The following is a 12731-nucleotide window of genomic DNA, read 5'->3' as shown; positions in this document are numbered from 1 at the left end:
AACAATGAAAGCATTCCATTTGCCAACATTGTAATAGACAGCACCCAGATGGGCGCTACGTCGGATGAAAATGGTAAATTCGAAATCTCAAACATACAACCAGGAGTATACAATCTGACCTGTAGCTTTGTAGGATTCAAAACCACTTACATTTATGAAATAGGCGTTGGCTCAACCAGCGTAACGGAAATAAATATTGCTCTCTCAGAAGAGAGCGCCCTTCTTGACCAGGTAGTTATTCAAACAAATCAAATAGAAAAATCTGCAGAAAGCCCCTTAAGTAAACAAACCATTGGAGCAACTGAAATATATAGAAATCCCGGAACAAATCGCGACATCTCGAAAGTTATTCAAATACTTCCAGGGGTCGCAACCACAGTTTCGTTTAGGAATGACATCATCGTGCGAGGTGGTGCCCCTAATGAAAACAGATTCTATCTTGACGGAATCGAAATACCCAATATAAATCACTTTGCCACCCAGGGTTCTTCAGGAGGCCCTGTTGGAATGATCAATGTGAATTTTATTAGAGACGTAGATTTCTATTCTGGTGCTTTTCCTGCCAACCGAGGTAATACTTTAAGTTCGGTCATGGAATTTCAACAAATCACCGGAAACAGAGAAAAACTTGGCGGTAGCTTTATGGTGGGATCAAGTGATATCGGACTGACACTTAATGGTCCGACCGGAGAAAATTCTTCGTTTATCTTATCCGCAAGAAGATCTTACTTACAGTTTCTATTTCAGGCTTTAAAACTTCCATTTTTACCAACATACAATGATTTTCAGTACAAACACTTTTTTGAATTTGGAGAAAAGGATCAACTGACCATCGTAGGACTGGGCGCCATCGACAACTTTGAATTGAATGAAGATGTGAATGACGGTGAAACAGATCAGGAAACCATCGACAGAAACAATTATATTCTGGGCAACCTTCCCGTAAACAACCAATGGAATTATACCATTGGTGCGAACTGGAAGCACTTCTCAAAAAATAGTTTTCAGAATGTTGTCATTAGTCGAAATCAATTAAACAACAGCGCTGTCAAATACAAAGACAACGTAGAGGACCCTGAAAATTTGCTATACGATTATAATTCTGAAGAGATAGAAAATAAATTGCGCGTTGAAAGCACAAAGAGAATGAACGGTTGGGATTGGAATATTGGTGGAGGTTTTGAACATGTCAAATACACCAACTCTACCTTCAACGAACGGGTGATCAACGGAGAAGTTACGATTATAGATTTTGATTCTGAATTTACCATGCAAAAGTATTCCTTATTCACACATGTGAGTAAATCGGTTTTTAGCGAACGACTGTCACTATCCCTAGGACTTCGAACAGATGCCAATAGCTACTCGGAAGAGATGTCTAATTTTTTAGATCAATTATCTCCACGATTTTCTGCCTCTTACCAATTCACAGAGAAGTTTTCAGCAAGTTTTAATCTTGGCAGATACTACCAGTTACCAGCCTACACAGTAATGGGCTACCGCGATAATGACGGAAATCTGGTGAATAAAGATAATGGCATTACCTACATACAAAGTGATCACATCGTGGGTGGAGTACAATACAATCCTACCAAATATTCTAAGATTACGGTTGAAGCCTTCTATAAAAAATATGATGACTATCCTTTTCTCACCAATGATAGCATATCACTTGCCAATCTTGGTGGAGACTTTGGCGTTATTGGAAACGAACCTGCTACTTCAACATCGATGGGAAAAAGTTATGGTTTAGAATTCTTTTTACAACAAAAATTGAGCTCATCCGTATACGGACTAATCTCTTACACCTTTGTGAGAAGTGAGTTTAAAGACAAAAATGGAGAATATGTTGCCTCTTCCTGGGACAATCGCCATGTACTTAACATTACAGCGGGTAAAAAATTGAGAAAAAACTGGGAGATCGGGGCAAAATTCAGGTTCCTTGGTGGTTCACCCTATACCCCATACGACATAGAAGAATCCTCCAAAAAGGAAAACTGGGATGTCACCCAACGAGGTATTAATGACTGGGATTTACTAAATACGGAACGAAATGGGAATTCTCATGGACTTGATCTCAGGGTGGACAAGCGATGGTTCTTTAAAAAATGGGCCCTGAATGCCTATTTGGACATACAAAACATCTATAATTTTCAAACAGAAACACAGCCTTATCTCGATGTGGTCAGAGACGATAACGGAAATCCTATTGAAGATCCGAACAACCCTGACAGCTACCTCACTCAAGAAATAGAAAATACCGTCGGAACTGTGCTTCCTTCAATAGGACTTATGATTGAATTTTAGAACGTCCTGAAATTACACCTCCTGAGTGCTCTTATACGCTTCATCATGAACATTTGCAACGGCCCTTCCTGAAGGGTCGTTCATGTTCTTGAAACTCTCATCCCACTCCAATGCTATTTTAGTACTACAGGCAACTGATGCTTCCTGAGGTACACAAAGTGCTGCTGTATCTGAAGGAAAATGACTCGCAAAAATACTTCTATAATAGAATTCTTCTTTCGATGTTGGCGTTTGAATTGGAAACTTATATTTCGCATTTGCCAATTGCTCATCTGAGACTTCCTGATCTACAACCTCTTTTAAAGTATCGATCCAGCTATACCCTACTCCGTCAGAAAACTGTTCTTTCTGTCTCCATGCCACACTTTCTGGTAAATACTGTTCAAAAGCTTTTCGAACAACCCATTTCTCCATTCTTTCACCATTAATCATTTTGTCTTCAGGGTTAATTCTCATGGCAACATCCATAAATTCTTTATCCAAAAATGGCACCCTTCCTTCAATTCCCCAAGATGCCAATGATTTGTTGGCTCTCAAACAATCGTACATGTGCAATTTTTCAAGCTTTCTCACTGTTTCTTTATGGAATTCTTCAGCACTTGGCGCTTTGTGAAAATATAAATATCCTCCAAATAACTCATCCGCTCCTTCACCGGACAATACCATTTTTACTCCCATAGATTTGATCACTCTTGCCATCAAATACATGGGTGTAGAAGCCCTTATGGTTGTGATATCATACGTTTCAAGGTTGTAAATTACATCCTTTATAGCATCCAGACCTTCCTGAATCGTAAACTTAATTTCATGGTGTACTGTTCCGATATGATCTGCCACCTTCTGCGCTGCTGCCAAATCTGGAGATCCTTCAAGACCAACTGAAAAAGAATGCAATCTTGGCCACCAGGCTTCCTGGGTATCACCAGATTCTACTCTCTTTTCTGCATATTTTTTAGCCAAAGCGGAAGTCACTGACGAATCCAATCCTCCCGACAACAACACACCATAAGGCACATCACTCATCAACTGTCTGTGAACAGCCGCTTCTAAAGCATCATGCAATTCATCAATACTAGTTTGGTTTTCTTTGACTGCATCAAACTCGGTCCAATCTCTGTCATACCATCTTACCAATTCACCCTCTTTACTTGACAGATAATGTCCCGGAGGAAATAATTCAATTTTTGTGCAAACTCCTTCTAAAGCCTTTAACTCAGAAGCCACGTAGAAAGTTCCATTCGCATCCCATCCGATATATAGTGGAATAATACCCATATGATCTCTGGCAACAAAGTACTCATCCTTCTCAACATCATAAATTGCAAAACCAAAAATACCATTCATTTCATCAACAAAATCAACTCCTTTCTTCTGGTACAAGGCCAAAATGATCTCACAATCAGAATCTGTCTGAAAGTTATAAGATCCTTCAAACTGCTTGCGCAATTCCTGGTGGTTATATATTTCTCCATTGGCTGCTAAAACCAGTTTTTTATCCTCGCTAAATAAAGGCTGCTTCCCCGAAGCAGGATCTACAATTGCCAAACGTTCATGAGCCAGAATTGCTTTATCATTACTATAAATTCCACTCCAGTCTGGTCCGCGGTGACGGATCTTTTTAGACATCTCCAATAACTGTGGTCTTAAAACCTCAGCCTTCTCTTTTAAATCAAATGCACAAACTATTCCACACATGTCTTTTCTATTTAATTTTTATTATGATGCAAATATGCCTTAATTATTTCATTACGTAAACATAATATTCAATATTAATTATAAAATGAAACTTATTTTATTAATTAAGTTAATATATGTAATAATAATAAACAGAAAGTATTTCATTTATTTACGGATTGAAATGATGGGCAGTATCTTCTACCTTAGAACCTCTCTGAAATAGGAATCAAAACTAAAAACTTGTAAGTTTACCATTGACAAAAATGCTCCCCCAATAATGAATGAATTAATTAAAAAAATAGCAGCACTTTCCAAGCTATCAAAGGTTTTAGAACCGAATATGACTCATAGAGATCAGTACTATGCGCAAGTCAATTCTTTTTCAAATGAATTCATCCAGTCCTTAGGTGATCAGAAAACGTTTAATCCGGCTCCACCCGAGACACCCCTTTTTGCCATTAGTGAAAAAACAAAAACCTTGGAAGAAATCATCAACATCTTTCAAAAAGAGGTACCCAATAAAGGTATTAACGCAGCTTCAGGAAAACACTTTGGTTATATTCCCGGAGGTGGTATTTTTAGTGCTTCCCTGGGAGACTTCATGGTAGCTGTTTCAAATGAATATGCAGGAATGCATTACGCGTCTCCGGGAGGTGTGGCCATGGAAAATGAATTAATCCGCTGGATGTGCACTCTTTTTGACTATCCTGCAACCGCAATTGGCAATCTTACTTCTGGAGGGTCCATTGCAAATTTAATTGCACTTACATCTGCGCGAGACAAACATCAGATAAAAGGAGCTCTCATTGAAAAAAGTGTTATTTATCTAAGTAAACAGGCGCATCATTGTATTCAAAAAGCCCTGCGCATTATAGGGCTTGAAGATTGTATCATACGTTATGTAGACATTGACAATCGATCGAGAATGCTCCCTTTAGAATTAGACGCGCTTATACGTCAGGATATAGACAAAGGCTTGAATCCATTCCTGGTGGTTGCTTCGGCAGGAACTACTGATACAGGGGCGGTAGACCCCCTAGAAGAAATTGCTTTGATTTCTAAAAAATACCAGCTCTGGTTTCATGTAGATGCAGCCTATGGAGGTTTTTTCAAACTTATTGATTCAAAAAATGATTTGTTTAAGGGGATAGAACTTTCCGATTCACTGGTGGTAGACCCGCACAAAGGGCTATTTCTGCCTTATGGTATCGGTGCAGTTTTGGTCAAAGATAAAAAAGCAGTGTTTCATTCTCATCACCAAACTGCCAGTTATATGCAGGATGCCTTACAGGATTCCAGTCCTCTAAATCCGGCCGATGTCTCACCAGAATTGACGCGGCATTTTAGAGGTATGCGCATGTGGTTACCTTTACAATTGCATGGAATAAAACCATTTAAAGCCTGCCTGGAAGAAAAACTCTATCTCACAGAATACATGCGATCTGAGCTGCAGCGCATCGGATTTTCATTAGGGCCGGAACCCGATCTTTCGGTTTCCTATTTTTGGTATTCTTCAAAAACGACTGACCTGAATCGGTTTAACCGAAAACTGCTTGATCATATGCATGCCAATGGAAGTAGTTTTTTCAGCTCTACGTTGATCAATAACCAATTCGTCATTCGAATTGCGATTCTTTCTTTCAGAACCAAACTGAAGGAAGTGGATCAGGCCATTCTCATGATTGAGGAATGTCTGGATAAAACACTGTGTTACTTTGAAGAAAAATAAGGGCAAAGGTGCTATTACAATTATTTTAGCATGAATAATTATCGCTCTAAAAATCTTTGTAAGGACCTATAAATTGATAATCCGACCTGCTCTCCATAGAGGCCAGGCTTAAAAACGGGATGTTCATCGCCAAACAGCCTATAACCTTGATATATTTTCCTGGCATCCGCTCCTACAATAGCAGCATATCCCTTATCTACCAGCTCAAGCCATTCCGTTTCCTCTCTTGCTATCAGGCATGGTTTTGAATTAAAATAAGCCTCCTTTTGCAAACCGCCACTATCAGTAACTACGATACTGCAATGTTGTAACAATTGCAACATATCAAAATAACCAAGAGGATCGATCGCCAGTCCATCAAACTGAAGCTGATATGCATCCAACATATCTCTGGTTCTTGGATGCATGGGTAGAATGACTGGTATTTCTTTGGAAATTTTATTCAGACCCTCAATGATCGATGACAATTTTCTCTTTGAATCCGTGTTCTCCTGTCGGTGAATAGTTGCCAAAACAAACTCTTTTTGACTCAATTTTAACCTCTTTAAAATATCAGAACGCGATGTGGATAAATCAGCATAGAAAGTTACCGAATCATGCATAATATCACCGCACAACTCAATCCTGGCATCTAAATTATCGAACCCTTCCTTTTGCAGGTTTTGAACGGCTGTTTGTGTAGGGCAAAACAATAAATCCGCAATTCTATCTGTAAGAATTCTATTCACCTCTTCCGGCATGCTCATATTAAAAGATCGCAGCCCTGCTTCAACATGGACCAAATCAATACCTAACTTCTTTGCAGCCAAAGCTCCTGCCAAAGTAGAATTTGTATCCCCATATACCAGTACCGCAGTTGGTTTTTCCACCAACAAAACTTCTTCGATCCTTTCAAGCATTCTACCGGTCATGAGACCGTGTGTTCCTCCATTGATGTTTAAATTATAACTCGGTGCAGGGATTTCCATTTCCTTAAAAAAAATAGCACTCATATTGGCATCAAAGTGCTGTCCGGTGTGGATGATTACCTCCTCAAATTCCTGTTGCTCTTTAATAATCCTACTTAATACTGCTGCTTTCACAAACTGAGGCCGTGCTCCTAATATGCTAACTATTTTTTTCATTTAATTGATGAATAAATTTAATGGGGGTCCCTCAACAGATGATTCTTTACATTTCTTAATTATCAAACCATTGCTGGCTACAATTTACAGTTCCTTTATAATGCCTGCCAATTTTTTTGTTAAATTTTTTCGATGGTATTTTTCAATATTCTTTGACGCGAGCACCAACGCTCCATTCTTGAAAGCCTGGTAATAGCTGAGTAATTCTTTTTTAACACCTGCAAGATCATTGAAATCTACCATTTGACCCGAAGCCGTCTCCTTCAATATCTCGGCCAAATCGCCATCCAAAGGTCCGATTCCTAAAATGGGCCTATTGCTCTGTAAATATTCAAATACCTTTCCAGTTACCACAGATTTTGCTGAAGGCACATTGTTAACTGACAGCAAGAGCAATTGCGAGGCACGTTGATACTTTAACACATCTGAATGCGCCACATAGGCTATAAAATTCACATATGAATTTAATTTAAAATCATTGACAGTCTGGTACACTTGCGGGTCGCATTTACCTATCAGTTTTACGCTAAGATCTTGAGCGAAATCTTCATGTTCTGAAACCAATTCGCTTAATGCCTGCCAAAATACTATGGGGTTGCGATCGGCATTCATCATTCCCACATGTGAAATACTAAATTTTGAATCACGAACAATGTCATGCTGAATATGAGCATCATCATACCCATTACTCAACACAAAAACTTTATCATTTCGGTCTATAAATTCTTCTTTCATAGTTTTACCTACTACGAGAATCCCATCTGCCCTTTTCAGGACCTCATCCTCCAGTTCATGATGCTTTTGCCTAGCTTTTGGGCGTAAGGGTAAATTATGAAAATAATCAATATTGGTCCATGGATCTCGAAAATCTGCAAGCCACTTAATGCCCGTTTTTTTCTTTAATTCACAGGCAATCATATGTGCACTATGCGGCGGTCCCGTACTAATGACAAGATCTACCTGATGCTCTTTCAAAAATGACAACAATCGTCGCACGGATGGTTTTATCCAAAATTTTCTTGCATCCGGAATAAAATAATTGGCCCTGATATAGTGCATTTGTCTATCAATAAACGACGGATCCGGTTTCAGAAATCCCGCACTCTCCTTTTCACCACCTTTATGGAGCTTTGACAAAAGTTGATTTGGCTCCCATAGTGGTTCCCTTATAATTTCAACACCTTCGGGTACCTCCTCAAGTAAAGAACTGTCTTCAACAGCATAACTCGGATTCTCAACCGTAAAGATTACAGGATCTATGCCAACATCGGAAAAATACTTGACAAACTTAAGCCAGCGCTGAACGCCACTACCACCGGCAGGTGGCCAATAATATGTGATTAATAAAACTTTCACAATTTTTCAAAATCTAAATACACATCCTTCAAATTTTCAGATACACGTTCCCAGGAAAATTTTTCCTCTATAAATAGTCTGCCTTGTTTCCCCATTTTATGAGCCCTTGCTGGATCATCATACAATGTCAAAATTTTGTCAGCCATATCCTGCACATCGGAATCCTTATGCACTAGACCACAATGCACCTGATTGATCAGGTTCTTTTGCGCCAACACATCACTCACCAATAAGGGTATCGAAAAGCTCATATATTGAAATAGTTTATTGGCATAGGTAGTATCATGATGTAAATTCTTGTGAAGTGGCGATATACCCACATGTGCAGCTAATAAATAGCTTGGAAACAAACCCACATCCTGCCAGCCTTCAAAATCGACCACAGCTTCTAAATCCAGTTCTTTCACCTTCTGTTTTAATACTGAATCTGTCGAATTCTGTCCGACAATGACAAGCTTCATCTGCTCTTTCATTGTCTTGTCTTCAGCCAGAATTCCAACTGCCTCTATAGCGGTTAACAAACCTCTTCTAAGACCAGTATCTCCCAGATATAGCAGTACAAACTTGTTTTTATATTTTTCTAATATAGAGAATTCAGTCGTATAGTCCTTATAGAATGACTTCTTAACTGTATTCGGAACTACCACAATTTTTTCAGCAGGAACTTTGGCTCGGTTCTTTAATTCATCCTTCGATTCTTTGGTTACTACGATGACTCTATCTGCCTTTTTAACCAGTTCTTTCTCTTTCTTTTTCCACGCCTTTGCAGAGATCATTAAGTTCCCAGGGAAGGTTTGCATATGAGGATACCACTTCATGATCTCCGGCCTGTTCTCATGCAAATCCAACACGAAGGGGCGTTGAAACTTTTTATTTGCCTTCAATACAGCATCGGCTACCACCATATCATGCACATGAATAACATCAATTTTATTCATCTCCATAAAATGAGCCACTTTTTTGGACATCATCGATTTATAGAAGGGAAGTGTGTAAGAAAGTGCCGATAATTTATACTCCAGTCTGTTACTGGTATATCTCTTTACCTGAATGTCATGGTACTCTTCTTCCTCATAGGAACCCTTATACCCCAAACAGAACAGGAAAACCTGATGACCACCATTGATTAATGCCAAGGCCTCATTCTCAACCCGAGGATCAGGTGGAAAGGTCTTGTCTAAAATCATTCCAATTCTCATGTTGCTCCTGGTCTATCTTTCCGCATAAACGGCGTAGTATCTTGGTGTAAATCTCCGTAAAATAGGTCTGAATCCTATTTTCTTCACAGGACTCGACCATTTTTCAACTTTTTTGATATGCCATCCTGATTTTTCCAATAACCAGTCAAACTGCCAATCTTCAAATTCGTGATAATGCCGATCCCATTGATCAGTTTTACTTCTGTAGGCACTTGCGAACCATAACTTAAGAGGCACGGTTGTAATCAACTTAGATGCCTTCACCGTATTCAACACATTAAACGGTGCAATCAAATGTTCAAAAATCTCGAAAGCTGTTACTGCATCAACCTCATAGTTAAGTACGTTCTTATAATCAAAATCAAGGTCCTCTCCCGTCGTATTGTATACTGTATAGCCATAAGTCTCCAAGATTTCACTCAATTCATTTCTAACACCTAAATCAAGTATGGTTGCCGGAGCCGGCAACACAGACTGTAAGAATTCAACCGTATGGTTGTATCTTTTTTTTGGTACGGTATTATAGGATTTAAATTGAGCCATTCAAATAAATTTATGCTTTTTGATCCTTTCGTTCTTTAAAAAACCAACCCACAGAAAGCAAAATCAACAAACCGTATGATATCAACGAAATCATGTTCCCGGTTTGAATTACCTGAGGTTCAAATTTAAAAACAACTTCATGTTTTCCTGCCGGTATCTTTAAAGCCCTTAAAACATAGTTCGCTCTTATATGCGGAACCAACTTTCCGTCAATATAGGCATTCCATCCATCCTTGTAATACATTTCAGAAAAAACTGCCAATTGATCTATAGCTGAATTAGATTCATAACTAATTTCATTCGCCTTGTAGGATGTCAGACTGATGTTCGCTAAAGAATCCTTTTCAAAATTGAAATCAACGAAACCTGCTTCAAACTCCCGGTTGATAACAACAGCTGTTTTTGTCTTCAAACTATCCAAAGAGCGTATTTCTTCATTAGCCGTATCTACAAACTGAATTTCATCTACAAACCAGGCGTTGCCATTGGCGTCTTCGTTGTACTGTACTGTTTCAATATTATTTTCACCAGGGAAAACAAAATACTTGGTATTGAGCATATTCAACACCTCTATATTATTCTTAGCTATCTGAAAATCAAATAATTCCTGATATCTTCTTGGTTTTGCGGCGTGATAACCACCAATAGAATTGTGATAAAATGAAGTACTTCCATCATTCATCGGGTTCACCATAAAATTCATCACCCTAAAATGTCCTTTATCCTTTAAGATCTCCGCCTGCATCTGACTCAATTCAAAAGGTTTTTCCAGTCTGGATTTACTTATAAAATCATCATTATTTACATAGCGCTTATCGATATTCACCAAATCAAGTAACACCAGCATCAGCAATCCCCCGATCACCACGTTTCTCTTAATTTTGTTCTCCATATAAAGCCAAAGAAGGCCCGCAATTACAACAACTAGAACAAGGGTTCTAAGACTATCCTGAAAAAATATAGTTCTTCTGTCTTCTCTCAAAACATCCGCCAAGCCCGCCAGCATTTGCTCGTAATTCCCGTCTCTATAACTTTCAAAAGAAAATAAACTCGCCCCAAATGCCGTAAAAAACAAGGCAATTCCAACAACGGCCAGTCCGGCAAACTTAAAGGCTTTCATTTTTTCTTCTTTTGAATATGTATCCGAAAGAAAATGCTGTATTCCTAAAATCCCTAACAAAGGAACAGAAACCTCGGCAATCACCTGAATAGAAGATACTGCTCTGAATTTGTTGTACAATGGCACATAGTCTATAAAAAAGTTTGTGACAATGTCCAGGTTTTTACCCCAACTTAAAACAATGGAAAAAACAGTTGCCGCTACCAGCCACTTTTTAATCGGTCCTTTGATTAAAAAGGTTGCCAATACGAATAAATAAATAAAAATAGCTCCTATGTAAGGAGGCGCCGCAACAATGGGTTGTTCTCCCCAATACATTGGTGCATTTTCAGCAAAACCCAAGGCCTGCTTTCTACCTGCTTTATCCTTTAAATAGCGGTATGTAAAACTATCTTTATCCAGCTTTTCATTATTTGATCCGCCCATAAAACGAGGTATGAATAAATCAAATGTTTCCATTAAACCAAAACTGTATTCAGTAATATAACTTTTTGACAATCCAGTGGATATCTCTTTAGGGCTGCCATCAGGATTCATAGTTAATTCGCTTTGACTACGGGTACTGTGAGCCGCATACTCTTTCGTGGCAAGCAAGCTTGTAGCATTCACTCCAACCGCCAAAACCACGGCGACGATAAGCAATCCTATTTTTTTAGCAAAATCAGGTAATTCTTTCTCTTTAACTGCCTGAATTAAATAGATCAATCCAAAAATCAAGACAGAAAACAACAAGTAATAGGTCATTTGAGGGTGACTTGCATTGATCTCCAACGCCATTCCTAAGGCCGTTAATACAAACCCCAAGAGCCATCTTTTTTGAAAAACAAGTAATACACCTGACAATACAAACGGCATATAAGCAATGGCATGGGCCTTTGCATTATGCCCAACTCCCAAAATAATGATCAGATAGGTTGAAAAACCAAAGCCAAGTGCTCCGATAACAGCCAGCTTCCAGTCTACTTTCAACACAGACAAAAGAAGGAAAAAGCCTAAAAAATACAGGAACAAATAGTCCGCAGGTCTTGGTAAAAACCGCAACAAACTATCTAGTTTTTTTATATAATCATTTGGGTAATACGTACTCAGCTGATAGGTAGGCATTCCTCCAAAGGCTCTGTTTGTCCAATAGGGTTCTTCCTCAAAGGCTTCTCTGTATTCATTGACCTCTTTGGACATTCCTCTGAACTGAGCAATATCAGACTGAAAAAGCTCTTTCCCTTCTAAAACCGGTGAAAAGTATGCCAATGAAACAATAACAAAGCTTATGAGCGCAATAAGCAAAGGAATATATTTCCTGAAATTTATGGGGGATTCGTTTTTTTCTTTAACCTCCTCGTGAGGACTAGTCGTCAACTTCTTCAAAATCTACGTATTCTCCAACGTTATTATTACTCTCTTTTGTTTGAACTGGTTTTTTATCAACAACTGTCTCTCCTTCTTTCACATGATCTTGCTGAGGCTGATACCCTTGTTGTTCTCTCGCTTTTTTCTCAAAATTCCGTACTGCCTTTTGCATTAAAAAAGGAAGAAATATCCTCGCCAACCATTTGAAAGCATAGTAGCCCAGAACGAGGAACAAAATGAACCACAACCCCTGAATTGAAGCCTTCTCCATAATTATTAAATTTAATTTTCAAAAATAACAATTTGCAGACAACTTAAACGTTTATATA

9 protein-coding genes are annotated in these 12731 nt (G+C 38.6%); 2 read left to right on the top strand and 7 right to left on the bottom strand.

Annotation, left to right across the window (positions count from 1 at the left end; all coding sequences use genetic code 11):
* Positions 1–2307 (top strand): TonB-dependent receptor (locus tag ACR2MV_RS07265; protein WP_434021242.1); only part of this gene is annotated, 2307 nt, incomplete at its 5' end.
* A gap of 12 nt (positions 2308–2319) precedes the next feature.
* Here ACR2MV_RS07265 and asnB read toward each other — a convergent pair.
* The gene (gene asnB, locus ACR2MV_RS07260; protein WP_434021241.1) at positions 2320–4002 is read right to left on the bottom strand and encodes an asparagine synthase B; all 1683 of its coding nucleotides are present in this window, start codon (positions 4000–4002) and stop codon (positions 2320–2322) included.
* A gap of 259 nt (positions 4003–4261) precedes the next feature.
* On the opposite strand from asnB, the gene ACR2MV_RS07255 reads away from it, so the two are divergent.
* Entirely contained in the window at positions 4262–5713 is a 1452-nt protein-coding gene (locus ACR2MV_RS07255; RefSeq protein ID WP_434021240.1) for a pyridoxal phosphate-dependent decarboxylase family protein, read from the top strand.
* A gap of 38 nt (positions 5714–5751) precedes the next feature.
* On the opposite strand, the gene wecB is transcribed toward ACR2MV_RS07255, so the two are convergent.
* The 6 genes from wecB to ACR2MV_RS07225 form a co-directional block, all read right to left on the bottom strand.
* Positions 5752–6837 carry a non-hydrolyzing UDP-N-acetylglucosamine 2-epimerase gene (wecB, locus tag ACR2MV_RS07250; RefSeq protein WP_434021239.1) on the bottom strand — a complete coding sequence of 362 codons (1086 nt, stop codon included), beginning with the start codon at positions 6835–6837 and terminating at the stop codon, positions 5752–5754.
* Positions 6838–6921: 84 nt separating this feature from the next.
* Positions 6922–8193 (bottom strand): glycosyltransferase family 4 protein, encoded by a 1272-nt coding sequence (locus ACR2MV_RS07245; protein ID WP_434021238.1) that lies wholly within the window; start codon positions 8191–8193, stop codon positions 6922–6924.
* Positions 8190–9392 (bottom strand): glycosyltransferase family 4 protein, encoded by a 1203-nt coding sequence (locus ACR2MV_RS07240; protein ID WP_434021237.1) that lies wholly within the window; start codon positions 9390–9392, stop codon positions 8190–8192. Before ACR2MV_RS07240 ends, ACR2MV_RS07245 begins: the two co-directional genes overlap by 4 nt.
* A gap of 12 nt (positions 9393–9404) precedes the next feature.
* Positions 9405–9935, bottom strand: coding sequence for a methyltransferase (locus ACR2MV_RS07235; protein ID WP_434021236.1), 531 nt, complete (start codon positions 9933–9935; stop codon positions 9405–9407).
* Between the two features lie 10 nt (positions 9936–9945).
* Complete coding sequence (locus ACR2MV_RS07230) at positions 9946–12420, bottom strand: YfhO family protein (protein ID WP_434021235.1); 2475 nt, start codon at positions 12418–12420, stop codon at positions 9946–9948.
* Entirely contained in the window at positions 12401–12673 is a 273-nt protein-coding gene (locus ACR2MV_RS07225) for a DUF4834 family protein (protein ID WP_434021234.1), read from the bottom strand. Before ACR2MV_RS07225 ends, ACR2MV_RS07230 begins: the two co-directional genes overlap by 20 nt.
* Positions 12674–12731 lie beyond the last annotated feature (58 nt).

This window comes from Lutimonas sp. (assembly GCF_051011215.1).
Lineage (GTDB): Bacteria > Bacteroidota > Bacteroidia > Flavobacteriales > Flavobacteriaceae > Lutimonas.
The sequence above is the reverse complement of the archived record's forward strand: the minus strand, read 5'-3'. Positions and strand labels throughout refer to the sequence as shown.

Coding starts and splice junctions, on each gene's coding strand:
- asnB (WP_434021241.1), bottom strand. CDS start 4,002: ATGTGTGGAATAGTTTGTGCATTTGATTTAAAAGAGAAGGCTGAGGTT.
- wecB (WP_434021239.1), bottom strand. CDS start 6,837: ATGAAAAAAATAGTTAGCATATTAGGAGCACGGCCTCAGTTTGTGAAA.
- ACR2MV_RS07240 (WP_434021237.1), bottom strand. CDS start 9,392: ATGAGAATTGGAATGATTTTAGACAAGACCTTTCCACCTGATCCTCGG.
- ACR2MV_RS07225 (WP_434021234.1), bottom strand. CDS start 12,673: ATGGAGAAGGCTTCAATTCAGGGGTTGTGGTTCATTTTGTTCCTCGTT.
- ACR2MV_RS07255 (WP_434021240.1), top strand. CDS start 4,262: ATGAATGAATTAATTAAAAAAATAGCAGCACTTTCCAAGCTATCAAAG.
- ACR2MV_RS07235 (WP_434021236.1), bottom strand. CDS start 9,935: ATGGCTCAATTTAAATCCTATAATACCGTACCAAAAAAAAGATACAAC.